The sequence below is a fragment of the Rhizorhabdus sp. GW822-FHT03C02 genome (assembly GCF_058801765.1).
This window is the reverse complement of sequence record NZ_JBXANN010000009.1, coordinates 153,785-178,889: the sequence shown is the minus strand read 5'-3', so window position 1 is coordinate 178,889 and position 25,105 is coordinate 153,785. Positions and strand designations below refer to the sequence as shown.

Genomic DNA, 25,105 nt, shown 5'->3' with positions numbered 1-25,105 from the left:
CTGCAATGCGGTTCGCCTGTCGCCTCGCCGCGCCGATCATGGCGCTGTTCGCCGGCGCGGTCGGCGCCGCCGAACCGCCGCCGCAGGCGCTGTCGTCGTCCGACCTGCTGCGGCTCGGCGAACAGGCGCGAAGCGGCGGCCGGGCGCAGGACGCCGAGGCGATCTATCGCGCGCTCATCGCCGATCCCGACCCCGACATGCGCGCCGAGGCGCGTTTCCGGCTCGGCATGATGCTGGCCGCCGCGCAGCGTTATCGCGAGGCGGCCACGCTGTTCCGCGCGCTGCTCGACGAGAAGCCGGACGCGAACCGGGTGCGTCTCGAACTCGCGCGGGTGCTGGCGCTGATGGGCGAGGAGGATCTTGCGCGCCGGCAGCTGCGGCAGGCCCAGGCCGCCGGACTGCCGGCCGACGTCGCGATCGTCGTCGGCCGCTTCTCCGATGCGTTGCGGTCGCAGCGCCGGTTCGGCGGCTCCGCCGAGATCGCGCTGGTGCCCGACAGCAACATCAACCGCGCCACCCGCGCCGCGACCCTCGATACCGTGATCGCGCCGCTGGTCCTCGACAGGGACGCGCGCGCCCGGACCGGCATCGGCCTGAAGCTCGGCGGCGAAGCCTATGGCCGGGTGCCGCTCGGCCTCGGTACGGCGCTGCTCGTGCGCGGCTATGGCAGCGGCCTGTTCTACGGACGGGATGGCTATGACGATCTGGCGGGATCGGTGCTGGTCGGGCCCGAATTCCGGCACGGCGGCGATCGCATCCGCCCCGCGGCGGGGCTCGGCCGGCGCTGGTATGGCGGCCGTCTCTATGCCCGCACCCGATCGGCGACCGTCAACTGGCTGCACCCGACCGGCCGCCGCAGCCAGATCGTCGCCGACCTTTCGGCCACCGGTGCCGGCTATGCGCGCAACCGCCTCCAGGACGGTTCGAACTACGACCTGTCGGTCGCGGTCGAACAGGGGTTCAGGCCGCGCACCGGCGGCAGCGTCACCCTGTCGGCGAGCCGCCAGACCGCGCGCGATCGGGGCTATGCGACGACATCGGCCGGTGCCGCGCTGCTGCTGTGGCAGGATCTGGGCCGGGCGACGCTCTACGCGTCGGCCGCCTACCGGCACCTCGGATCGGACGCGCGGCTGCTGCTCTACCCGCGGGCGCGCACCGACGATTATGTGCGGGTGGGCGGCGGCATCGCCTGGCGACGGCTGTCGCTGCTCGGCCTCGCGCCGGTCGTGCGCGTCGCCTATGAGCGCAACCGCTCGACGGTGGGGATCTACGACTATCGGCGGGTGGCGATGGATGTCGGGGTCGTGAGCGCGTTTTAGCCTGTTCTCCGGCCTCGCCTTTCCAGAGCTGGAGTCGTTCAGCGCCTGGCGGCAACCCAGCCCTGGTGCGATACTGGATACCAAACCCCCAATGTCGAACGCTCGAGAAACACGGTGTACAAGACCTGCTTGCGCAACATCGGTGGGTCCATTTCAGACGTACCGGTGAGGCAGATCGTCATCGGCGTCGTCGCCCGCCCCTTATCGAGATGAAGCGGCGTCGCTTTCCAGCAGGCGAGTTGATAACCCACCAATCCTTCGGGATGCCAATTGAAAGCATCGCTGATTACGCGAACCGTTCCAACAACATCCGATCGTTCGATCAACTCGGCCGGCGACAATCTCAAAATCACATTCGCTGCTGCCGACATGGGAAAGGCGGCGGCGATCATGATCGCGATATCCGAACACCTCCGCATTTCCCGAACGAACGACGATGAAGATCTCGCAACGCCCGCCTCGCCTGCGCCACATCGTGCCGCCCGACAGTTCATTCCCAGGAAAAAACCGTGCGCAGATTGCAGTTCAGCGGGGTTTGCCCTTCTTCGAATAGCGCTACCCGATCAATCGCTTTCAATTGAGACACGGTAAACGGTTTTGGCGACGTGAAGTATGCGGCAGCGTGTGCACCGTTCCAGAGCGCTATGCGGTAGCGACCATCGGCCTGTTTTTGCGCGAACCGTGCGGGACCGCTGGCCGAATAGGCTTTGACGACGCGGCCTTTCGGACGACTGGCCCAGCCGATCCCATAGACGTCAAGCGTGCCGAAAGAGCCCTCCCAGCGAAAGCTGCCGCCATGGATTCCACCGTCCGATGTCGTCACTTCTTCTCCCGGCAACAAGTCGATGATCGGAGAATAGCCGCAGAACCTCGCAGGCCCGGTGAGATCGCTGGCTTCGGCGGGCGCGAGCGACGACAGGGCAATCCCCAACAATCCCGCGATCATCACCCTCATGCTGATCCTCCATCATTCGGATGGGAAAGGGGCACTATTTTCGGCCGTGATCCCACTTAATCGCGGGGATCATGACGGCGTTCACGAACAGCCATGTCTCGACCAAAAAATCGATGTCGTGCAATCGACCGTCGCGTAGCCAAATCCACAGAACAGCGAACAGCCACAGCAAGGTTGTCAGAAGCAACGAAAACAATGCGGCATAGCGCCAGTTCGCCAGGACAGGCATCTCTTCCGCGTCGTTTCTGAGCTTGTCCCTGCGCATGCAACGAATTTTGCCACCGACCCCGAATGTCCGCAACGGGTGGCAAGCGGACATCAGGTAGCGCGATATCGACACCACTTCACCGCATCGCCCGGCAGGCCGCTCCAATTCAAGAAGACCTCGATGGTTTCCCGATCGTCGACTGTGTCTTCCATTGCGATGAGCGTGAAGTTTCCCGTAGGGATGTTGTCGTATAGCTGAAGCGCTAAAGGCACCCCGTTCGCGATGAAAATCGCCGCGGAGAACGCGTCGAGGTCATCTCGATCCTTCTGGAAGTTCAGCCGCGTTCGAAGATGTTCCGCCACCGCAACCGGGTCGATCGTCGCGACCTCGCGGCACAGTCCTTTTGGCCAAGCTGAGAGCGGAACCTGCACGTCCATCGCCTACGAGGATCGCGCCGTGCCCGCAACGGGTCGGTTTCCGACGATCTATCCGACCAACGAAACGGCTGACCAAGGCGGTCAGCGGATCTGGGCGCGCCCTTGATGCAAGAACGCTCGCATCTCGTGGAAGGCATCAGGCGCATCCTCCCAAAAGCCTGAAGCTTTAGTTGAAAACCGCTCTTGCATATCGGCCAGAACCGGCGCGGCGTCCGGTTCGGCCAAACGCGGAAGCCAGCGGTCCAACGGCAACCCGGCCCGCGCTGCGCCACACAATATACTCTCGGCATCCCCGCCGATCCAGCCTTCATCCGCCTCCGCCAGATCGCTCGAGAGCGCCTGTTCGAACCATGCGTCGATGAAGGCTTCGATCACCAGTCGTTCAGCTGCCGGCCATAAGCGCCACTCCGCGAGCGAGAGCTTGCCCAGCACGATTTCAGGATCGTTGGCGTTCCCAGGATCGGATACCGACACATCCAGAATACGTGGCAGCAGATATCGAAAGTCCTGCCTGTCGCCGACCGTCAGGAATGCTCCGGACACATAGCGCCAGAGTGCCTGTCCGGTGATTTGCCGCAATGGCGTGGTGAGCAGGACATCTGCGCCGCGGGTCTTGATGCAGCATGGACATCCTTCGATCGCCGAAGGCGGCCGCATCTCGAACGCGCGATAGACCGCTTCCAGCGCTTCGATCGTACGGCCCGTGGGATGATCTGAGAAAACGTCGTTCACTGAAGCAGATTGACCAAAAACCGTCGCACGCTCAATCGACCACCGCAGCTGAACCGGTCGGAAATTCGACCCCTGCAAATTCGGGATAGGCTTCGCGCAACATCGCGATCTGCTCGATGCTGTCGATGCGGACGAGATACCATTGACCGCCCTCCTTCATGGCGAGCGTCGTGTTCTTGCTCAGATATTTTCCCATCCCCGGCAATTCGACCACGGTCCGGGTCGGGATCAGCATGTAGTTTCGGCTCTTGTCGGGGGTGGTGCCGATCACGCCGGCTTTCACATCCATGCCGAACGACAGGAATTTCACGTCTTTGGCCGCCCTGGCCATTTGCGCCCCGAGGGAGGACCTGAGGTCGCCTTCGGGTACGCCCACCTTCCTGGCGATGGCGCTGACCAGATGCGGCGGGATGAAATCGAAACTGTCGCCGACACGGCCCTCTTTCATCATCGTATCGAACGCGGCGACCCTGGCTTCGATGTCGGCCCTTTCGACCTGCGAGATTTCCTGCGCGGCCAGATGAGCCGGAGCCATGGTCGCTACAGCGAGCAGGATCGATACAGCCAGGCGGAGCTTCAGCATGATGTTTTTCCCGATCGAGGTTTCGGTGGATTATGGTGCCAATTGGCTCAAATACCTAGACGCGCCTCGGAAGGCCGTCGATTGCACCAGCATTTTACGGATCCAGTATTTGGCACCGCAATTACCGGCCGCGCAGCGCACCCGGGTACTACGTTTCATTACGTCCAGGTCGATTTTGCAAAGGCTATCGCCGCGTTCGGGAAAACCTCACCACTCGGCACGTGCCAGCAAAACCGGATGGACAACGCGCGTCCATATGATCTCGACAAAGCAGATCCCCAAACAGGCGTTTGCGCCGATTTTCAGGATTTCGTTCGACTGGACGATGCCGACCCAACTCAGCCCATATGCAAACAACCACATAGCCATGCCGAAATTCGCAAAACGCCACAGCGTGTGAATCTTGTTTGAAGGTTGCTGCACACCATCAGGATAGGGCCTCTCGCATTGGTAGCAATTGGTCGATCGCCCCGCGAATTGACGATCATCGCCTCCGGAGATTTGCCCGCTCGGCCCCGAATATTGGCGCTGGCGTGCCGCGGACAGATGATCGTGGGAATGCAGCCACGATCTCAAAATCACGCTCGACAAGCTGATACCGGTGGCCGAACTTCCGACCGAAATCGAACGGGGTACACGCATGATGAATCGACGATGGGCAATGCTGGGGACCGCATTGGCGGCGCTGTTGACGATGCCCGTTCATGCTGCCGATCCCCTGACCGACGTCGCCCGCTATCGCGCCGGCCATGAGAAGGCGATCGTCGGACAGCTCGACGCGCTGGCGCGGGTCGAGAGCGTCGCCGCCAATCCGCAGGCGCTGGTCGCGCAGGCCGACATGCTCGCCGGCTTGCTCGAGGCGCGCGGCTTCACCACCCGCAAGCTGAGCGCCGACGGGTCGCCGCCGATCGTGCTCGGCGAGCTGCGCGCGCCGGGCGCGAAGCGGACGGTGATCTTCTACGCCCATTATGACGGCCAGCCGGTGACGCCGAGCCAATGGGCGACCCCGCCCTTCGCCCCCATGATGCGCGGCGGTACGCTGCAGGCGAAGGCGCCGCCGGTCGACTGGCAGGCGGCGGCGGCGCTCGATCCCGAATGGCGGCTCTATGGGCGCGCGGTCAGCGACGACAAGGCGTCGATCGCCGCCTTCCTCGCCGCCTATGACGCGCTCAAGGCGACCGGGCACAAGCCGAAGATCAACATCAAGGTCGTCTGGGAGGGCGAGGAGGAGCGCGGATCGCCGCATCTCGAAGCGATCCTCGCCGCGAACAAGGCGCTGTTCGCGAGCGACCTATGGCTGATCGGCGACGGGCCGGTCCACCAGTCGCGCAAGCCCACCCTCTATTTCGGCGCGCGCGGGACGATGGGGCTCGAGCTCAGCGTCTACGGCCCGCTGCGGGCGCTCCATGACGGCCATTATGGCAATTGGGTGCCCAATCCGGCGATGATGGCGGCCGAGCTGGTGACCTCGCTGCGCGCGCCCGACGGCAGCATCCGCATCCCCGGCTTCGCCGACGATGTCCGCCCGCTGAACCCGACCGAACAGGCGGCGATCGCCGCCCTGCCGCCGGTCGAGGCGGGCCTGGCGCAGGAGTTCGGGATCGGCGCGCCCGAGACGAAGGACGGGCTGACCGCGGCGACGATGCGGCCGTCGATCAACATCCGCGGGATCGCCGCGGGACAGGTTGGCGAGGCGGCCGCCAATGCGATCCCGGTCGAGGCGAAGGTGTCGATCGATTTCCGGCTGGTCCCCGGCCAGACCCCCGAGCGGGTCCGCGCCAAGGTCGAGGCCTATCTCGCCGCGCAGGGCTGGACGCTGGTCGATGCCGTCCCCGATCTCGCCACCCGGCTGGCGCATCCGCGGATCGTGCGGGCGGAGTGGGAGGGCGGCTATCGGGCGCTGCGTACCGACATGACCACCCCGGTCGCGCGCGCGGTGGTCAAGGCCGCCGGCGACGGCATCGCGGTGCTGCCGATGATGGGCGGCAGCGTGCCGATCACCCTGTTCGACGAGATCTTCCATGTGCCGGTGATCGGGCTGCCGATCGCCAACCACGACAACAGCCAGCATGCCGCCAACGAGAATCTGCGGCTGCAGAATCTGTGGGATGGGGTGGCGCTCTATGCGGCGATGATGACGCGGCTGGAGTGGTGACAGGGACGGGAGGCGCCCCTTCTTTTATTCGTCATGCTGAACTTGTTTCAGCATCCACCGTGCGACAAGGGAACGTGCCCGAGTATCGGAGTGGATGCTGAAACAAGTTCAGCATGACGGCTATGTAAAGTTAGCGAAATTCCCGCCTCTTCTTCTCCGCTCGTGTCGAGCGTAGTCGAGACACGTCGCGCTGGCGGCACGTGTCTCGACTACGCTCGACACGAACGGGTTAAAAGTTTCGGCCGTTGGTATAAGGCCTCCGGAATTAAGCGCCCCCCTACCCCCGCATCGCGGCGGTCAGCGCGCTGACGCTGTCGGCGAGTTCGGCCTGGCGGAAGGGTTTCGCGAGGCGCGGCAGGTCGGGGGCGACCTCGGCCATTTCGGCATAGCCCGAGACCAGCAGGATCGGCAGGTCGGGGCGACGGCGGCGGACGATGCGGGCGAGTTCGGCGCCGCTCATCCCCGGCATCAGATGGTCGGTGATCAGGATATCGATCGCCTCGCCGCGGACGATCCGTTCGAGCCCGGCTTCGGCGGACGCCGCCTCGACCACCGCATAGCCGAGTTCGATCAGCATGTCGGCGGTGACCGCGCGGACGATCTCCTCGTCGTCGACGAGCAGCGCGACGCCGAGCTTGCTGATCTGCGGCATCGCCCGGTCGGGGCCGGCCTCGGCGCGCGCCGAACTGCCGCTGGGGGTCAGCCACAGGTCGATCCGGGTGCCGGCGCCCGGCGCGCTGTCGATCGCGAGACCGCCGCCGAGCTGTGCGGCGAGGCCATGGACCATCGACAGGCCGAGGCCGGTGCCCTTGCCGACCCCCTTGGTCGAATAGAAGGGCTCGATCGCGCGGGCGCGGGTCTCCTCGTCCATGCCGGTGCCGGTGTCGCGCACCGACAGGCGGACATAGTCGCCCGGCGGCAGGTTCGACACATGGTCCGGCCCGATCGCCTCGGCCGCCACCGACAGGGTCAGGGTGCCGCCGTCGGGCATCGCGTCGCGGGCGTTGACCGCCATGTTGAGGATCGCCATTTCGAGCTGGCCGGGATCGGCACGCGCCGCGGGCACCGCCGCGTCGGCCTCGACTTCGACCCGGATCGTCGGGCCCAGCGTCCGGCGGATCAGCTCGACCATGCCATGAACGAGCTGCGGCAGATCGACCGGGCTCGATTTGAGCGGCTGGCGGCGGGCGAAGGCGAGCAGCCGCTGGACCAGCGTCCGCGCGCGGTCCGCGGCCTGCAAGCCGCCCTCGATCAGCCGGCGCTCGCGCTCGCCGCCGATCGCGCGGCGCTGGAGCAGGTCGAGCGTGCCGATGATCGGGGTGAGCAGATTGTTGAAGTCGTGCGCGACCCCGCCGGTGAGCTGCCCCATCGCCTCGAGCTTCTGCGACTGGCGCAGCGCCTCCTCGACCCGGCGCCGTTCGGTGGTCTCGATCGCCTCTGCGACCAGCGCGCCGATCGTCCCGTCGGCGTTGCGGATCGGCCGCATCGCGAAATCGAACCAGCGCCAGCCGCCGACCGGCAGGTCGACCATGATCTCGTGGCGCACCACCTCGCCGCCCGCGACCAGCAGCACCGTCTCGCGGACCTTGTCGACCATGCCGGGGGTCGCGGCGAACCAGGGGGTCTCCCAGAACAGCCGGCCGACCACCGCCTCGATCGGCCGGCCGATCGCCTCGAGCGAGGTCGCATTGGCGTCGGTCAGCACCCCCGCCTTGGTGAGCAGCACGAGAAAGCCGAAGCTGGTCTCGAACATGCTGCGCAGCCGGGCGCGGCTCTCGGTCAGTTCCTTGGTCTGTTCGGCGACGCGGTGCGCGAGGGTGCGGCGTTCGGCCTCGACATGGAGCCGGTCGCTGATGTCGACGGCATGGTGGAAGGCGGCGAACACCCGGCCGGTCTCGTCGCGCAGCGGGGTGTAGCTGATTTCCCAATAGGGGTGCCCCAGCACCGGATTGCCGAAATCCTCGACCACGGTGAACGCCTCGCCGGCGAGCGCCCGCGCCATCTGCGCGCGCATCACCGGCCCCTGTTCGGGCACGAACAGATCGGGGAAGACATCGCCGATCTTGGTATAATAGCCGTTTACCCGGAAGAATTCGTCATTATGCGCCTGGTTGAAGGCGATCAGGCGAAATTCGGCGTCGAACACGCAGATCGCCCCGCTGGTCGACTGGACGATATTCTCCCAAAGGCCGATCGCCGGTTCTGACAATGCGGGCTCCCCTGACGCATCCGCGGTGGATCGGATGGTTCGATCTGCCTAGCCTATCGGCGGCGGCCCCCGCCAGCACGGATTTGTCCCGACGGCGGCGATGCCCGATCATACGAAGATATGAGCCGCTTCATACCCATGGACAGGCGCTTCCCGCCCCCCGTTGGATAGCCGGGCGGCCGCAAATCGGCGATCGATAGGGGGCGAGCAGGGCCGGACCGCATCGATCGCCCCGGCCGATGATCGCGCACCGATTCGAAAGGGCTGCCATGAGCATGACAGAGAGCGACCACCCGGTCCGATCGGGCGACCCCGCCCGGCGGGACATCCTCATCGGCCTGTCGGCGACCGCCCTGGCGATCGCCGGCGGTCCCGCCGTCGGCCAGACGATATCACCGACCACCCGCACAGGAGAAACCCGCATGGGCACGATCAACACCAAGGACGGCACCGAGATCTTCTACAAGGACTGGGGCCCCAAGACCGCCCAGCCGATCGTCTTCCACCATGGCTGGCCGCTGTCGGCCGACGACTGGGACAACCAGATGCTGTTCTTCCTGGCGAACGGCTACCGCGTGATCGCGCACGACCGGCGCGGCCATGGCCGGTCGACCCAGACCGACACCGGCAACGAGATGGACAGCTATGCCGCCGACGTCGCCGCGCTGGCCGCCGCGCTCGACCTGCGAAACGCGGTCCATATCGGCCATTCGACCGGCGGCGGCGAGGTCGCCCGCTATGTCGCGCGCCACGGCAAGGGCCGCGTCGCCAAGGCGGTGCTGGTCAGTGCGGTGCCGCCGGTGATGGTCAAGTCGGCGAGCAACCCGGGCGGGCTGCCGATCGAGGTGTTCGACGGCTTCCGCACCGCGCTGGCCGCCAACCGGGCGCAATTCTACCTCGATGTCGCCAGCGGCCCCTTTTACGGCTTCAACCGGCCGGGCGCGAAGATCAGCCAGGGGGTGATCGAGAATTGGTGGCGGCAGGGAATGATGGGCGGCGCCAAGGCCCATTATGACTGCATCAAGGCCTTTTCGGAAACCGACTTCACCGAGGATCTCAAGGCGATCGACGTGCCGGTGCTGGTGCTGCACGGCGACGACGACCAGATCGTCCCGATCGCGGATTCGGCGCTGCTGTCGTCGAAGCTGCTCAAGAAGGGCCAATTGAAGGTCTACAAGGGGCTGCCCCACGGCATGCTGACGATGAACGCCGACACGCTCAATCCCGATCTGCTGGCGTTCGTCAAAGCCTGATCGGCGATCGCAGGAGCAGGCCATCCGGTCGCACCGGACGGCCTGCTCCCTCGATTTAGCCTGCTCCCTCGATTTAGAAAGTGACGCCGACGCCCGCGCTCGCGGTCTGGCCGCTGTCGCTGCCGGTGAAGGCACCGGCGCGATTGTCGGTGTGCCACTGGATCAGGTTGAACTGCAGGCGGATGTTGCTGTCGAGGAACCAGTTGACGCCCGCGGTCGCCGCCCGGCCCTGGCCGAGGGTCGGCAGGCCCGAATAATCGACATTCTCATAGCGGGCGAGAAGCTCGATCGCGCCGGGGCCGCCATCGAACACCGGCCGCAGCACCTTCGGCTGAGCGAAGGTGCCGAGGCGCGGGTTGTAGGGAGGCAGGTCGCCGGTGAGGAACCAGCCGCCCGACACGCTCCACGCCTTGCTTTCGAAATCGGGGCGTCCCGCGTCCAGCCGGGCCTCGCGCCGGCCCGCCTCGCCCATCACCCAGAACGGCCCGGTATAGCCGCCGAGTTCGACGCCATAGCCGGTCGTGCCGGTGCCGCCGGTCAGGGTGCCGGTCGATACGCGCAGGCTGCTGTTGAAGCGGCCGCCGATGACGGTGTTGCGGGTGAGCGTGCCGGGGCCCTTGGCCAGCTTCTCGTCGAAGCCCCACAGGCCGAGATGGACGAGCGAGCGTTCGGTCTTGAACGGGTTCCAGTGGACCCGGCCCAGCACCGTCCGGCTGTCGGACACCGCCTGGCTGGCATCGACCGCATCGCCGCTGAGCGTGATCGAGGCATGGCCGCTGTTCCAGAACAGCCGCGACATCAGCGCGATGCCGTAGAAGCCGCGCTGCGGGATGATCGACGTCGCGACGACGTTGCGCTCGAGGAACGGCGGCGCATCGGATCCGCCCGATCCTTCGAAGCTGCGGTCGTTGAACATGTTGCCGAAGCGCAGATCGTAGGAGACCCCGGAATTCTTGATGTCGTTGCGCCAGCCGACGAACATCGTCCCGACATCGGAGGTGTTGTCGGCGAAGTCGTTTTCGAACTGATAGAAGAAATGCGGGCCGACGGCGCCTTCGATGCCGATGCGCAGCGCCCGCGCGCCGGTCGTCGTGACGTTGCGCGCGTCATAGTCGGACCCGAAGGTGGTGCTGACATGGTTGATGATGCGGCCGCGCATCTTGAACAGATATTTGCCGTCGTCCGAACGGAAGATCGGCAATCCGCCGCGCCATTCGGTCTTGACCCCCGCCGGGTTGCGGGCGGCGGCGCGGGCCTGCTCGACCGTCTGTTCGGTGAGTTCGGCCGGTGCGAGCTGCGGTGCGAAGGATGCCGCGACACTATCGTCGTTCGCGGTCGACAGCAGACGTCCCACCGGTGCCGCCTGCGCCTGCCATGCGGGCGCCGGCACCGCTTCGCGGGCCACAGGTGCGGGCCGGCCGCTTTCGATGGTGTCGATCCGGGCGCGCAGCGCGGCGATCTCGCCGGCCTGCGCGCGGATGAGCGCGATCAGTTCGGCCTGGTCGGGCGATGCGCTCTGGGCGAGCGTCGGCGTGGCGAAGACAAGCGCGGACAGCCCCGCGCCTGCGAGAAATATGGATTTCATAAATTGGCCCCCAATCATTCCGGCCATCCGCGCCATTAAGATAGCGCTAACATATTGCTATGTTCGTTCGGAGATCATGCATCCCGACGGACGTCTGGAATATATCGATGAATTAATGTGTGAAGCGCCGGAATATTTTCTCGACGGGCGCCTATCTATTGGGGATGTGGTTAAAGAATGTTTAATCGGTTACGGTATCGATTTACGCATCGAACCGCCGCTCCGCGACATGTGCGGGGTGACGGAGAAGGCAGCGGAGGGCCTCCGCACCCCATGCCCATGGTGGATGCCGATACGCGCGATCGCGATCTGACGCCCTCGATAGGGGGGTGACCGGTAGCGAAGCGCGATCGGCGGTCGCCGGGACGGCACACGCCGCCCCGCTCAGGCGAGAAATAGTTACTTGGCCGAACCGTTTCGTGATGCCCGTCACAGGCGGCGACCGCCACGCCATGCTCCGTTCGGCAGGTAGCGTCGCGTGACTTGCCCCTCATCAGCGGAGACATTTCATGGCCAAGTCCTCATCTGCCAAAAGCTCTTCCGAAGCGCCCCCTGCCCGCGCATCGCGCACGCTCGATGCGCTGCCCGACACGATCGACTTTCGCGACGCCGTCTTCGTGCCGACGCTGATCCGCGTCCCGCCGCAATCGGATATCGCCCGATATCGCGGTTACGGGATTCCCGTGCTCGATCAGGGAAGCGAGGGCGCCTGCACCGGTTTCGGCCTCGCGACCGTCGCCAATTATCTGATCCGCGCGCGCGGCGAAAATCCGACCGCCAACGAGGTCAGCGCGTGGATGCTCTACACGATGGCCAAGCGTTACGACGAGTGGCCCGGCGAGGATTATGACGGCTCCAGCGCGCGCGGCGCGATGAAGGGCTGGTTCAAGCACGGCCTGTGCGCACTGTCGCTGTGGAAGCAGCTCAACCCCGACCCGACGCGCGAGGAAGAATGGGCCGCCGACGCGATCGCACGACCGCTCGGCGCCTATTTCCGCGTCAATCACAAGGATCTGGTCGCCATGCATTCGGCGATCAACGAGGTCGGCATCCTCTATGCGACCGCCAGCGTCCACCAGGGATGGCAGGACGTCCGCAAGGGCGACACCGACATCGTCTACAAGAACGGGATCATCGGCGGCCATGCTTTCGCGATCGTCGGCTATGACCATCATGGCTTCTGGATACAGAATAGCTGGGGACCGAATTGGGGATCGGGCGGACTGGCGCGGATTTCCTATCCCGACTGGCTCGCCAACGGTACCGACGTCTGGGTCGCGGCACTCGGCGCGCCGGTCGACCTGGGGGTCGGCGGCGGTACCGCGTCGATGCGGGCCGGCGCGCCGCGCAGCTACGAAGCCCAGATATTCGCCGACCTGCGTCCGCATATCATCACATCGAAAAATGACGGCATCCTCGACGACAAGGGCACCTATGGGCTGACCCCGGAGGCGCTGAAGACGCTGATCACCACCAGGATGCCCGCGACGATGGCGTCATGGCCGAAAAAGCGCGTCCTGCTCTATGCGCATGGCGGGCTGGTCGGCGAGGCCGGCGCGGTCCAGACGGTGGCGCGCAATGTCGGTCCGCTGATCGCGGGGCAGGTCTATCCGCTGTCGTTCATCTGGCGGTCCGACGCCTGGAGCACGATCCGCAACATCCTGCGCGACGCCGTCGGCCGCCGCAGCGAGGAAGGGCTGATCGACAGGACCAAGGATTTCATGTGGGATCGGCTCGACGATACGCTCGAGGTCGTCGCGCGGCCGCTCGGCGGCAAGGCGTTGTGGAGCGAGATGAAGGAGAATGCCGAGCGCGCCTCGAGCCAGGCCAAGGGTTCGGCCCGGCTGGCCGCCGACCATCTGATCGCGCTCCACAAGGCCGGGACGATCGACGAGATCCACCTGGTCGGCCATAGCGCCGGATCGATCTTCCATGCCGGCATCGCAAAACGGCTTGCCGACGCGAACGTCCCCATACGCAGCCTGAGCCTGTGGGCGCCGGCCTGCACCATGGCCTTGTTCGAGAGCGTCTACCGCCCGCTGATCGACGGCGGAAAGATCGAACAGTTCGACCTCTACACGATGGACGACGCAACCGAGCGCGACGATAATTGCGCCGACATCTACCATAAATCGCTGCTCTACCTCGTCAGCCATGCGCTCGAGGACAAGGCGCGCATCCCGCTGATCCGCGACGGCGGTACGCCGATCCTCGGGCTGCAGCGCGACGCCAGGGCAATCGACAAGGCGTTCTGGAAGGAGGGCGACCGGCACTGGTATCTGGCCCCCGGCCGGGTGAGCGACGCCCGCGCCCATGGCGCGTTCGACGACGACCAGAAGACCCTGCTCAATACGCTCGCCCGAATCCGGGGCACGCCTTCGACCGACGCGATCACGCTGGCCGGCAAGCCCCCCGCCCGATCGCGCAATGCCCGCATCATCGCCCGGCAGAAGTTCAACCAGGCGCTCAAACGCTGAAGGCCTTCGGTGCGGGATGGCGTCGGCCATCCCGCACCCCCTTCACCTTCCCCGCAGCAGGCTGTCCTTGAGCGTCAGTTGCAGCAGCACCGAGCGCGGCGGACTGGCGGTGCCGAGCACATCGCCGGTCACCACCGTATTGGTGCCGGTGCCGCGTGCGGTCGATCCAACCACCGATCCGGCGACGACGATCAGCTTGTTGGTGAGGTTGCGGCCGATCAGCGCGACCTCCCACGGCTTGTCGCGACCGCCGTTGAGCGCGATCGTGCCGTTGAACTGCCAATAGGCGCTCTGGCGGTTGAGCGGATTGGCCTCGGTCTGGGTGATGTACGCGCTGCTGTAATTGGTGTCGAAGGCGATCGATCCGCCGAGCGCGTCGCGGAATTCATGGTCATAGGCGAAGCCCGCGGTCAGCGCGAGTTTGGGCGCGCGGAACAGCCGCTGCCCGGTCTGGTCCTGGTTCTGATAGGGGTTGGCGGCGGTGCCGAAGGTCGACGCCGCCAGCGCCGGATTGGTCGGATTGAGATTGCACCCCGCCGCCACCGACTGGCCTGCATAGCAGCCGCCGATGAAGTTGGTGTAGCGCGAGTGGTTATAGGCGATCGCCGTGTTGAGCGAGAGCCCGCGCAAACCGTCGGGCCGGAAGCTCAGGCTCGCCTCGACGCCCTTGATCCGCGCACCGCCGGCATTCTGGGTCAGCTGGGTGAACGAGGCATTGTCGTAGCGCGAGAGCTGCAGCCCGCTATATTTATAGTTGTAGGCGACCACGTCGTAGAGCAGCTGGCGCCCGGCAAGATAGCCCTTGATGCCGACCTCCCCGCCCTGGGCGGTCATCTGGTTATAGGACAGGTCGACCCGCCGTGGGGTCTGGTTCGCGGTCGACCGCAGGGTGGTCGGCACGGTGTTGAAGCCGCCCGAGGTAAAGCCCTCGCGATAGGCGCCATAGACGGTGAGGTCGGTGGTCGGCCGGTATGTCAGCGTCACTTCGGGCGAGAAGTCGTGATATTTCTTCTTCGGCGACAGCACGTCGATCGGGCTGCCGAACGAGGTGCCGGTCAGCGACTTGCGCTCCCACGAATAGCGCCCGCCCGCCGCCAGCTCGAGCGCGTCGACGATCTTGTAGCGCGCCTGGCCGAACGCCGATGTGGCGCGGGTGTGGACGTCATAATAGGTCGACCCGACCAGGAAGGGCGCGCCGAAATCGACCCCGAACGCCTGGCGGATACGGAAATGCGCATCCTGATAGAAGCCGCCGGCGAGGAAGTTGAGCGGCCCGTCGAAATCAGTGGCGAGCCGCAGTTCTTCGCTGACTCCCTTGGCGACGAGGTCGTTCGACGCGGCGAAATAGGGAACGTTCGAGAAGGTGAAGGGATCGACCGACTTTTCGGCGAGCCGGTAATAGCCGGTCACTGACGACAGCGTCAGCGTGTCGCCAATATCCTGGTCGGCCGACAGCGAGGTCAGGAACTGGGTCGACTTCACATAGGGCACCCCGTCCTCGAGGGTCGGGTCGAGCGCGGTGACCCGCGACGGGATGATCACGCTGTAGAAATTGCGGTTGAGCTTGCAATCGGTCGCGCCGAACCGGCTGGTGCCGCCCGGGCAGAACACGATCTGCGATCCACCGGTCGGACCGACCCCGTCGCGGGTGCGGCGGCCATAGTTGATCTTGGCCTTCAGCCGGGTGGCGCCGCCGGCGGGATCGTAGGTCAGGGTGCCGCGCACGAACACGTCCTCGGCGTTGAGGCTGTCGGCGGCCGGCCCCGGGGTGACGTTGGCGATCGGCACCGCGACGTTGCGGAACCAGCCATCCTCCTTCGAATAATAGCCGACGATGCGCGCGCCGATCTCGTCGGTGAGCGGCCCCGAGACGCTCGCCTCGGCGAAACGCTGCTTGGCATAGGCTTCATAGCCGGTGCGCAGCTTCGCCTCGAAATCCTTGCCCGGATCCTGCGAGACCAGCGAGATGATGCCGCCGGGGCTGTTCTTGCCGTAGAACAAGGCCTGTGGCCCCTTGAGCACCTCGACCCGGCCGAGATCGATCTGGCCGAGCCGGATCGCATTGCCATAGCTGATCGGCACGCCGTCGAGATTGAGGGTGACCGCGGTCTCGGTCGACGGGTTGGAGATGCCGGCGCCGATCCCGCGCAGGTTGATCGATCCGCCGACCTGGTTCTGCGACTCCGAAATGACGAGCTGCGGCACCTGGGTGCTGATCGCGGTCAGGGTGATCGTCGAATAACGCTGAAGCTGCGCCTGCGACAGCGCCGACACCGCGACCGGCACGTCGAGCAGCCGCTCGTCGCGCTTGCGCGCGGTGACGATGATCTCGCCGGCGGCGTCGGCCTGGTCGGCGGATCCGGCCTGCGGGGCGGTGGCCTGGGGTGCGGCGGCCTGGGCCAGCAGCGGCGCGGGCAACAACGCCATCGTCGAAAGCAACAGGGCGCGGCGGCCCCCACGGCGTGCGATCATATCGGTCCTCTCCTGCATCGTTCTTCGTTCATGCCGGGCGTCTGATGCGACCCGTACGGTTCGAAAAGCCTAGGGATGTCGCGAATCGCTCGCAACATGGTGCGCGAGATATCGCCACGGCGGGCTTTCCGGACTGCCAGTATAGATAAGGATGCGGCCGGGGTCGATGGGATGATCTTCCCTGCGTCGTGCCAGCGAAGGCTGGCATCCATGTCTCTTTCCATGGGCAGTGGCACCGACTGACGCACCAGACATAGGCCCCAGCCTTCGCTGGGGCGACGGCGCTGGGACGAAAATCCCTATGCGAAACATATGCGGATGCCGCGCCCCGCGTCTCGCATCCCAATGCGCCCGGCCCCTAATGGCAGGTTTCCCCCGACGATCCCCAAAGGACCGCCGCATGACAAGGACATGCCATGGAAGACCTGATCTTCGTCGCCGCGATGTGCGGCCTGCTGGCCGTGACGCTGGGCTATCTGCGCCTGTGCGAACACGCGTGAGGGCCCGGATATGACCCTCGACCTCTGGCTCGCCGCGATCACCGCGGGCGGGCTTCTCCTCTATCTCGTGGCCGCGCTCGTCCGGCCCGAGCGTTTCTGATCGGACCGACGCCATGACCATGCAGGGCTGGGCCCTCATCATAGCCTTCGTCGCCATATTGATCGCGCTGACCAAGCCGATCGGGCTGTGGCTGTTCGCGCTCTACGAAGGGCGCCGCACCCCGCTCCACGCCGTGCTCGGACCGGTCGAGGCGGGCTTCTACAGGCTCGCCGGGATCGATCCCAACGCCGAACAGAGCTGGCGCCGCTACGCCGCGCATATGCTGATCTTCAACGCGGTGCTGATGCTCTTCACCTATGCGGTGCTGCGGCTGCAGGCGCTGCTGCCGCTCAATCCGCTGGGGTTCGCCGGCAATAGCGGCCATCTCGCGTTCGACACCGCGGTCAGCTTCACCACCAACACCAACTGGCAGAGCTATGCCGGCGAATCGACGATGTCGAACCTGTCGCAGATGCTCGGGCTGACGATCCACAATTTCCTGTCGGCGGCGACCGGCATCGCCCTCGCCTTCGCGCTGTTCCGCGGTTTCGCGCGGCGTCAGGCGAACAGCATCGGCAATTTCTGGGCCGATGCGACCCGGATCACCCTCTATCTGCTGCTGCCGCTGTGCCTGGTCTATGCGATCGCGCTGATCGCCGGCGGGGTGCCGCAGACGCTGGCCGGATCGGTCGACATATCGACGCTCGAAGGCGCCAGGCAGACGCTGGCGCTCGGGCCGGTCGCCTCGCAGGAGGCGATCAAGATGCTCGGCACCAATGGCGGCGGCTTCTTCAACGCCAATTCGGCGCATCCGTTCGAAAATCCCAATAGCTGGACCAACCTGCTCCAGATGCTGTCGATCTTCGCGATCGGCTTCGGGATGACCTGGTGCTTCGGCAAGGCGGTCGGCAACACGCGGCAAGGCTGGGCGATCCTCTCGGCGATGCTCGTGCTGTTCCTGGCGGGCGTCACCGTCACCTATTGGCAGGAGTCCGCCGGCAATCCGGTGCTCCACAGCCTCGGCGTCGCCGGCGGCAATATGGAAGGCAAGGAGGTCCGCTTCGGCATCGCCGCCTCCGCGCTGTTCTCGGTGGTGACCACCGCGGCGTCGTGCGGCGCGGTCAACGCGATGCACGACAGCTTCACCGCCCTGGGCGGCATGATCCCGCTGTTCAACATCCAGCTCGGCGAGGTCGTCGTCGGCGGCGTCGGCGCAGGGATCTACGGCTTCCTGCTGTTCGCGATCCTGGCGGTGTTCGTCGCCGGGCTGATGGTCGGGCGCACCCCCGAATATGTCGGCAAGAAGATCGAAGCCCGCGAGGTCAAGCTGGCGGTGCTGGCGATCGCGGTGCTGCCGCTGATCATCCTGGGCTTTTCGGCGATCAGTTCGGTGCTGCCCGCCGGGCTGGCCGGGCCGCTCAACAAGGGGCCGCACGGCTTCACCGAGATCCTCTACGCCTTCACCAGCGCGGTCGGGAACAACGGATCGGCCTTTGCCGGGCTCACCGCGAACACGCCCTATTACAACGTGATGCTCGGCATCGCGATGTGGATCGGCCGCTTCTTCATCATCGTGCCGATGCTGGCGATCGCCGGTAGCCTCGCGGCGAAGAAATATACCCCCGAGACCGCCGGTTCCTTCCCGACCACCGGCGGGCTGTGGGTCGGGCTGCTGGTCGGCATCGTCCTGATCGTCGGCGGGCTGACCTTCCTGCCGGGCCTCGCGCTCGGGCCGATCGCCGATCATCTGGCGATGGTGAAGGGGGTGACGTTCTGATGGGCCACCATCCCGCCACCACCCCATATCGTCATCCCGGCGGAGGCCGGGATCTCAGGAGGCCAACGCGCGCCCTTGCCGCACGAGATCCCGGCCTCCGCCGGGATGACGAGGAGGGCGTCATCGCCTTCCGCCATCCAATTTCCACCGGAGCGCCGAAATGAGCCGCACCCCTTCCTTGTTCACCGCCGACCTGCTGCTGCCAGCCGTCGGCGACGCCTTTCGCAAGCTCGATCCGCGGCAGCTGATCCGCAACCCGGTGATGTTCACCACCGCGGTGGTGGCGTTGCTGCTGACCGTGCTGCTGGTCGTCGGCCATGACGGCCTGACCACCGGCTTCAAGCTCCAGCTGGTGATCTGGCTCTGGCTGACGGTGCTGTTCGGCACCTTTGCCGAAGCCATCGCCGAGGGCCGCGGCAAGGCGCAGGCGGCGTCGCTGCGCGCGACCAAGGCCGATCTGATCGCGACCCGCGACAGCGGCGAGAAGGTCGCCGCCAACAGCTTGCGCGCCGGCGACATCGTCGTCGTCCAGACCGGCGAGCTGATCCCGGCCGACGGCGAGGTGATCGAGGGCGTCGCCAGCGTCAACGAAGCGGCGATCACCGGCGAGAGCGCGCCGGTGATCCGCGAGGCCGGCGGCGACCGGTCGGCGGTGACCGCGGGCACCCGCGTCCTCTCCGATCATATCCGCGTCCGCGTCACCGCCGAGCCCGGCCAGGGCTTTCTCGACCGGATGATCGCGCTGGTCGAAGGCGCCGAGCGCCAGAAGACCCCGAACGAGATTGCGCTGACGATCCTGCTGGTCGGCCTCACGATCATCTTCCTGATCGCGGTCGGCACCATCCCCGGCTTCGCCAGCTACGCCGGCGGCTCCATCCCGGTGGCGATCCTCGCCGCGCTGCTGATCACCCTGATCCCGACGACGATCGCGGCCCTGCTGTCGGCGATCGGCATCGCCGGCATGGACCGGCTGGTGCGCTTCAACGTGCTCGCCAAGTCGGGCCGCGCGGTCGAGGCGGCGGGCGACATCGACGTGCTGCTGCTCGACAAGACCGGGACGATCACCGTCGGCGACCGCCAGGCGACCGAGTTCAAGCCGGTCGGCGGGGTCACTATCGCCGAGCTCGCCGAGGCGGCGTCGCTCGCGAGCCTCGCCGACGAGACCCCCGAAGGCCGATCGATCGTCGTCCTCGCCCGCGAGAAATTCGCGGTGAAGACCAGCAGCCTGCCGCAGGATGCCCAGATCATCGGCTTCACCGCGCAGACCCGGATCTCGGGCGTCACCGCGCAAGGATCGACGATCATCAAGGGCGCGGTCGATTCGGTGTTCCGCGCCAATCCGGGATCGGGCGAGGGCCCGGCCGCGGCCGAGCTGCGCCGCGCGACCGACGAGATCGCCCGCGCCGGCGGCACCCCGCTGGCGGTGGCGAAGGACGGCCGGCTGCTCGGGGCGATCTTCCTCAAGGACATCGTCAAGGCCGGCATCCGCGAACGGTTCGGCGAGCTGCGCCGGATGGGGATCCGCACGGTGATGATCACCGGCGACAACCCGCTGACCGCCGCCTCGATCGCCGCGGAGGCCGGGGTCGACGATTTCCTCGCCCAGGCGACGCCGGAGGACAAGCTGGCGCTGATCCGCAAGGAGCAGGAAGGCGGCCGGCTGGTGGCGATGTGCGGCGACGGCACCAACGACGCCCCCGCGCTCGCCCAGGCCGATGTCGGGGTGGCGATGAACACCGGCACCCAGGCGGCGCGCGAGGCCGGCAACATGGTCGACCTCGACAGCGATCCGACCAAGCTGATCGAGGTGGTCGGGCTCGGCAAGCAGCTGCTGATGACCCGCGGCGCGCTCACCACATTCTCGGTCGCCAACGACGTCGCCAAATATTTCGCGATCATCCCGGCGATGTTCGTCGTGCTCTATCCGGGGCTCGCGGTGCTCAACGTGATGGGGCTGGCGACCCCGCAATCGGCGATCCTGTCGGCGATCATCTTCAACGCGCTGATCATCCCGCTGCTGGTGCCGCTGGCGCTGAAGGGGGTGGCGTACAAGCCGATCGGCGCCGGGCCGCTGCTGGCCCGCAACCTGGCGATCTATGGCCTCGGCGGCCTGATCGCGCCGTTCGTCGGAATCAAGCTGATCGACCTCGCGGTCGTCGGGGTGGGGCTGGCGTGATGGGCGTAGCCGCAATCGTCGCCCCGGCGGAGGGCGGGGCCGCCCAAGATCGAGCGCAGCGGCTGCCGCAGAAGATCACACCCCATTTTGAACACGCCCGCGACTCTTGGGCGGCTCCGGCCTCCGCCGGAGCGACGGGAAAAGGACAACCCCAATGACCAAAGACCTCACCTCCGCGCTGCGCCCCGCGATCGTCATGACGATCCTGTTCGCGCTGCTGCTCGGCCTCGCTTACCCGCTGATCGTGCTAGGCATCGGCCAGACGATCTTCCCGCATCAGGCCAATGGCAGCCTGGTCGAGGAGAAGGGCCGGATCGTCGGGTCGACCGTGATCGGCCAGGCCTTCACCACCGACCGCTATTTCCAGACGAGGCCGTCGGCGGCGGGCAAGGGCTATGACGGGCTCGCCTCGTCGGGCTCCAACTATGGCCCGACCAGCCAGGCGCTGGTCGACCGGGTCAAGGCCGATGTCGCCAAAGCGCGCGACGCCGGGGTGGCCGGGCCGGTTCCCGCCGATCTGGTGACCGCTTCCGGATCGGGGCTCGACCCCGATCTGTCGCCCGAGGCCGCGCTCGCACAGGTCGCGCGCGTCGCCAAGGCCCGCGACCTGCCCGCCGCGAAGCTGCATGCCCTCGTCGAAGCCGCGGTCGAACGGCCGATCCTCGGCGAAGCGCACGTCAATGTCTTCGCGCTCAATCGACAGCTCGATGCGCTTGGCGCTAAACCCGCCCGGTGAACGAGCGCTCCGACGACCGACCCAGACCCGAGGCCTTTCTGCGCCAGGCGGCGCAGGAGGGCCGCGGCCGTCTGAAGATCTTCCTCGGCGCCGCCCCCGGGGTCGGCAAGACCTATGAGATGCTCGGCGAGGGCCTGCAGCGCCGCAAGGCAGGGATCGACGTCGTGGTCGGGGTGGTCGAGACCCATGGTCGCGCCGAGACCGAAGCGATGACCCGCGGCCATGAGATCGTGCCGCGGATCGAAATCCCCTGGCAGGGGCGGACGCTCGGCGAGATGGACATCGACGCCATCCTCGCCCGCGCCCCCGCGCTGGTGCTGGTCGACGAGCTCGCGCACAGCAATGCACCCGGATCGCGCCACCCCAAGCGCTACCAGGATGTCGAGGAGCTGCTGGCGGCGGGGATCCATGTCTATTCGACGATCAACGTCCAGCATATCGAGAGCCTCAACGACGTCGTCGCCTCCTTCACCAAGGTGCGGGTGCGCGAGACGGTGCCCGACCATATGCTGGAGAATGCCGAGATCGAGGTCGTCGACATCCCCCCCGACGAGCTGATCGAGCGGCTCAAGGAGGGGAAGGTCTATATCCCCGACGAGGCGAGCCGGGCGCTCGGCCATTTCTTCTCCAAGTCGAACCTGTCGGCGCTGCGCGAGCTGGCGCTGCGCCGCGCCGCCCAGGCGGTCGACGCGCAGATGCTCGACTATGTCCGCGCCCATGCGCTGGCGGGCAGCTTCGCGGCGGGCGAGCGGGTGATCGTCGCGGTCAGCGAGCAGGCGCACGCCCCCGGGCTGATCCGCGCCGCCAAGCGGATGGCGGATGCGCTGCGCGCGCCGTGGACCGCGCTCCATATCGAGACCCCGCGCAGCGCGACGCTGGGCGAGGCCGATCGTCGCCAGCTCGCCCAGGCGATGGCGCTCGCCGCCCGGCTCGGCGCCGCCAGCGCGACCATCCCCGCGCAGAATGTCGTCGACGGGCTGCTGAGCTATGCCAAGGAGGCGCGCGCGACCCAGATCGTCGTCGGCAAATCGTCGCGCCCCTGGTGGTTCGAGCTGCGCCACGGATCGGTGGTCGACCGGCTGGTCCGCAACCTGACCGACGTCGCGGTCCATGTCCTGCCCGCCGACGCCGGCCCCGCCCCTGCCCCCCAGCGCGGACGCCAGGCGCCGGCCGGGAGCCCCGAAAAGCCCGCCGACTATCTGCTGGCGCTGCTCATGGTCGCCGGGGTCACCGGCTTCGGCCTCGCGCTCGGCGCGGTGCTCGACATCGACAATATCGCGCTGCTCTATCTGCTGCCGGTGATGATGGCGGCGAGCCGGTTCGGCCTGCGCGCCGGGCTGTTCGCGAGCATCGCATCGAGCCTCGCCTATAATTTCGCCTTCCTGCCGCCGACCGGCACGCTGACCGTCAGCAACCCCGCCAATGTCGTGACGATCCTGGTGCTGCTGACGGTGGCGCTGGTCACCAGCCAGCTCGCCGGGCGGATGCGCGCGCAGGCCGATCTGGCGACGTCGAGCGCGCGGCTGAACGCCGCGCTCGCCGGCTTCTCGCGCCAGTTGACGACGATCGCCAGCGACGACGAGCTGATGCAGGCGATCTGCGCCGAACTCGCCCGGCTGTTCGACGCGCGCGCCTGCGTGCTGACCCCGTCGGGCGACGGCCCGCAGCTGCGCGCCGCCTGGCCGCCCGAGGACCGGCTCGACCATATCGAGCGCGCCGCCGCGCAATGGGCGATCGACAAGGCGGTGCCGACCGGGCGCGGATCGGACACGCTGACCGGATCGGACTGGCGCTTCTACCCGATGACCACCGCGCGCGGGGTGCTCGGGGTGGTCGGCCTGGCCCGCGACGATGGCGGCGACCCGGTGCCCGCCGACAAGGTCGCGCTGATGCTGAGCCTGACCGACCAGGCGGCTTTGGTGCTCGAGCGGATGCAGCTCGCCGAGGAGATGCGCGACGTCGCCGAGCTCAAGGAGCGCGACCGGCTGCGCGCCGCCCTGCTCTCCTCGGTCAGCCATGATCTGCGCACCCCGCTCACCGCGATCCTCGGCGCCGCCGCCGAACTGCGCCAAGGCGCGACCCCGCAGCTGATCGACGCGATCGAGGGCGAGGCGCAGCGGCTCAACCGCTTCGTCGCCAATCTGCTCGACATGGCGCGGGTCGAGGCCGGGGTGATGCGGCTCAACATCGAGGCGACCGACCTGACCGACGCGATCGCCAGCGCGGTCCACGACACCCGCGCGGTGCTGGCGGGGCACGACATCGCGCTCGACGTCGCCCCGGGGCTGCCGCTGGTGCGGGTCGATCCGCAACTGTTCCACCATGTGCTGATCAACCTGCTCGACAATGCCGGCCGCTATGCCGACCCCGGCACCCCGATCGCGATCGTCGCGGTGCGGCGGCCGGGCGAGCTGATCCTGTCGGTGCTCGACCAGGGCCCCGGCCTGCCGCCGGGGCGCGAGGCGGCGATATTCGAGACCTTCGCCCGCTTCGAGGGATCCGACCGCGCCAAGGGCGGCACGGGGCTCGGCCTCGCGATCGTCAAGGGCTTCGCCGACGCGATGGGGCTCGGCATCGCCGCCGCCAGCCGCGACGACGGCACCGCCGGCGCGCGCTTCGACATCGTCTTCACCGACGCGCTGCTGGTGCGCGAACCCGACCCGGAGTCCCTGTCATGATCCGCGCCAAGATCCTCGTCGTTGACGACGAGGCCCCGATCCGCCGGCTGCTGCGATCGACCCTCGAACGCAGCGGCTACGACATCGTCGAGGCCGCCGACGCCCGCCAGGCGATCGCCGCGCTCGCCGAGGCGCCCGACCTGATCCTGCTCGACCTGGGGCTGCCCGACCGCGACGGGATCGAACTGATCCCGCTGATCCGCAAACAGTCGAAGGCGACGCTGCTGGTGGTGTCGGCGCGCGACGCGACCGACGAGAAGGTCGCCGCCCTCGATCTGGGCGCCGACGACTATGTCACCAAACCGTTCGACAGCGAGGAACTGCTCGCCCGGATGCGCGCGGCGCTGCGCAACCGGCTGCGCGCCGAGGGGGCCCAGCCGCTGGTCAGGGCGCACGACCTGACCCTCGACCTGGTCCTGCGCCGCGTTCACAAGGGGGAGGACGACGTCCATCTGACCCCGAAGGAATATGCGGTGCTCGCCGAACTCGCCCGCTTCCCCGGCCGGGTGATCACCCACGACACGTTGCTCAAGAGCGTCTGGCCTAACGACTATGACCGCCATGTCGAATATCTGCGCGTGGTGATCCGCAACCTGCGCCAGAAGATCGAGGACGACGCGACGCGGCCGGCGATCATCGTCAACGAGCTGGGGGTGGGGTACCGGCTGATGGGCAGCGAGGGGTAGCGTATTTCAGATCCTCCCCATCGCAGATGGGGAGGGGGACCACCGAAGGTGGCGGAGGGGTGATGTGGGACATCCACCGCAGGCGCTTGCTTCACCGTCGGAAAACCCCTCCACCATCCTGCGGATG

Annotated in this window: 21 protein-coding genes; 12 read left to right on the top strand and 9 right to left on the bottom strand. The window is 66.9% G+C overall.

Annotated elements, in window-relative coordinates:
- The first annotated feature begins 5 nt into the window (after window positions 1-5).
- Complete coding sequence (locus tag AC1RM6_RS21165) at window positions 6-1,319, top strand: surface lipoprotein assembly modifier (protein ID WP_493104854.1); 1,314 nt, start codon at window positions 6-8, stop codon at window positions 1,317-1,319.
- 38 nt (window positions 1,320-1,357) lie between these two features.
- Here AC1RM6_RS21165 and AC1RM6_RS21160 read toward each other — a convergent pair whose 3' ends face one another.
- From AC1RM6_RS21160 to AC1RM6_RS21135, 6 genes are all read right to left on the bottom strand, one after another.
- Window positions 1,358-1,711, bottom strand: a complete 354-nt coding sequence (locus AC1RM6_RS21160; protein WP_493104852.1) for a hypothetical protein — start codon at window positions 1,709-1,711, stop codon at window positions 1,358-1,360.
- A gap of 98 nt (window positions 1,712-1,809) precedes the next feature.
- On the bottom strand, window positions 1,810-2,274 hold the full coding sequence (locus AC1RM6_RS21155; protein WP_493104851.1) for a hypothetical protein: 465 nt from the start codon (window positions 2,272-2,274) through the stop codon (window positions 1,810-1,812).
- A 34-nt stretch (window positions 2,275-2,308) separates the two neighbouring features.
- Window positions 2,309-2,539 carry a hypothetical protein gene (locus tag AC1RM6_RS21150; RefSeq protein WP_493104849.1) on the bottom strand — a complete coding sequence of 77 codons (231 nt, stop codon included), beginning with the start codon at window positions 2,537-2,539 and terminating at the stop codon, window positions 2,309-2,311.
- Window positions 2,540-2,592: 53 nt separating this feature from the next.
- Window positions 2,593-2,913 carry a hypothetical protein gene (locus AC1RM6_RS21145; RefSeq protein WP_493104847.1) on the bottom strand — a complete coding sequence of 107 codons (321 nt, stop codon included), beginning with the start codon at window positions 2,911-2,913 and terminating at the stop codon, window positions 2,593-2,595.
- Window positions 2,914-3,000: 87 nt separating this feature from the next.
- Complete coding sequence (locus tag AC1RM6_RS21140; RefSeq protein ID WP_493104846.1) at window positions 3,001-3,651, bottom strand: hypothetical protein; 651 nt, start codon at window positions 3,649-3,651, stop codon at window positions 3,001-3,003.
- Window positions 3,652-3,682: 31 nt separating this feature from the next.
- A complete protein-coding gene (locus AC1RM6_RS21135; protein ID WP_493104845.1) occupies window positions 3,683-4,234 on the bottom strand; it encodes a hypothetical protein in 552 nt (183 codons plus the stop codon).
- Between AC1RM6_RS21135 and AC1RM6_RS21130 the strand changes: the two genes are divergently transcribed.
- The gene (locus tag AC1RM6_RS21130; protein WP_493104843.1) at window positions 4,233-4,634 is read left to right on the top strand and encodes a hypothetical protein; all 402 of its coding nucleotides are present in this window, start codon (window positions 4,233-4,235) and stop codon (window positions 4,632-4,634) included. The two genes, AC1RM6_RS21135 and AC1RM6_RS21130, sit on opposite strands and share 2 nt — an antisense overlap.
- 240 nt (window positions 4,635-4,874) lie before the next feature.
- Window positions 4,875-6,389, top strand: coding sequence for a M20/M25/M40 family metallo-hydrolase (locus tag AC1RM6_RS21125; protein ID WP_493104842.1), 1,515 nt, complete (start codon window positions 4,875-4,877; stop codon window positions 6,387-6,389).
- 277 nt (window positions 6,390-6,666) lie between these two features.
- Here the strand turns inward: AC1RM6_RS21125 and AC1RM6_RS21120 are convergent, their stop codons facing one another.
- Entirely contained in the window at window positions 6,667-8,598 is a 1,932-nt protein-coding gene (locus AC1RM6_RS21120; protein WP_493104840.1) for a hybrid sensor histidine kinase/response regulator, read from the bottom strand.
- Between the two features lie 422 nt (window positions 8,599-9,020).
- Here AC1RM6_RS21120 and AC1RM6_RS21115 point away from each other — a divergent pair, with 422 nt between their 5' ends.
- Window positions 9,021-9,851: an alpha/beta fold hydrolase gene (locus AC1RM6_RS21115; protein WP_493104979.1), complete on the top strand. Its 831-nt coding sequence runs from the start codon at window positions 9,021-9,023 to the stop codon at window positions 9,849-9,851.
- A gap of 73 nt (window positions 9,852-9,924) precedes the next feature.
- Here AC1RM6_RS21115 and AC1RM6_RS21110 read toward each other — a convergent pair whose 3' ends face one another.
- On the bottom strand, window positions 9,925-11,436 hold the full coding sequence (locus AC1RM6_RS21110) for an OprO/OprP family phosphate-selective porin (RefSeq protein ID WP_493104838.1): 1,512 nt from the start codon (window positions 11,434-11,436) through the stop codon (window positions 9,925-9,927).
- Between AC1RM6_RS21110 and AC1RM6_RS21105 the strand changes: the two genes are divergently transcribed.
- On the top strand, window positions 11,426-11,749 hold the full coding sequence (locus AC1RM6_RS21105) for a hypothetical protein (RefSeq protein ID WP_493104836.1): 324 nt from the start codon (window positions 11,426-11,428) through the stop codon (window positions 11,747-11,749). The genes AC1RM6_RS21110 and AC1RM6_RS21105 overlap by 11 nt on opposite strands.
- Window positions 11,750-11,945: 196 nt before the next feature.
- Window positions 11,946-13,913, top strand: a complete 1,968-nt coding sequence (locus tag AC1RM6_RS21100) for a C1 family peptidase (protein ID WP_493104835.1) — start codon at window positions 11,946-11,948, stop codon at window positions 13,911-13,913.
- A 42-nt stretch (window positions 13,914-13,955) separates the two neighbouring features.
- Here the strand turns inward: AC1RM6_RS21100 and AC1RM6_RS21095 are convergent, their stop codons facing one another.
- Window positions 13,956-16,385, bottom strand: coding sequence for a TonB-dependent receptor (locus AC1RM6_RS21095; protein ID WP_493104833.1), 2,430 nt, complete (start codon window positions 16,383-16,385; stop codon window positions 13,956-13,958).
- Between the two features lie 510 nt (window positions 16,386-16,895).
- Here AC1RM6_RS21095 and kdpF point away from each other — a divergent pair.
- The 6 genes from kdpF (at window position 16,896) to AC1RM6_RS21065 (ending at window position 24,978) form a co-directional block, all read left to right on the top strand.
- Window positions 16,896-16,985, top strand: coding sequence for a K(+)-transporting ATPase subunit F (gene kdpF, locus AC1RM6_RS21090; protein ID WP_493104831.1), 90 nt, complete (start codon window positions 16,896-16,898; stop codon window positions 16,983-16,985).
- Window positions 16,986-16,998: 13 nt separating this feature from the next.
- On the top strand, window positions 16,999-18,702 hold the full coding sequence (kdpA, locus tag AC1RM6_RS21085) for a potassium-transporting ATPase subunit KdpA (RefSeq protein ID WP_493104830.1): 1,704 nt from the start codon (window positions 16,999-17,001) through the stop codon (window positions 18,700-18,702).
- A gap of 160 nt (window positions 18,703-18,862) precedes the next feature.
- Window positions 18,863-20,878, top strand: coding sequence for a potassium-transporting ATPase subunit KdpB (kdpB, locus tag AC1RM6_RS21080; RefSeq protein ID WP_493104828.1), 2,016 nt, complete (start codon window positions 18,863-18,865; stop codon window positions 20,876-20,878).
- Between the two features lie 154 nt (window positions 20,879-21,032).
- Window positions 21,033-21,614, top strand: a complete 582-nt coding sequence (gene kdpC, locus AC1RM6_RS21075; protein WP_493104826.1) for a potassium-transporting ATPase subunit KdpC — start codon at window positions 21,033-21,035, stop codon at window positions 21,612-21,614.
- Window positions 21,611-24,292, top strand: a complete 2,682-nt coding sequence (locus AC1RM6_RS21070; RefSeq protein WP_493104824.1) for a DUF4118 domain-containing protein — start codon at window positions 21,611-21,613, stop codon at window positions 24,290-24,292. Before kdpC ends, AC1RM6_RS21070 begins: the two co-directional genes overlap by 4 nt.
- Window positions 24,289-24,978 carry a response regulator gene (locus AC1RM6_RS21065; protein WP_493104823.1) on the top strand — a complete coding sequence of 230 codons (690 nt, stop codon included), beginning with the start codon at window positions 24,289-24,291 and terminating at the stop codon, window positions 24,976-24,978. The genes AC1RM6_RS21070 and AC1RM6_RS21065 overlap by 4 nt, the downstream gene beginning before the upstream one ends.
- Window positions 24,979-25,105 lie beyond the last annotated feature (127 nt).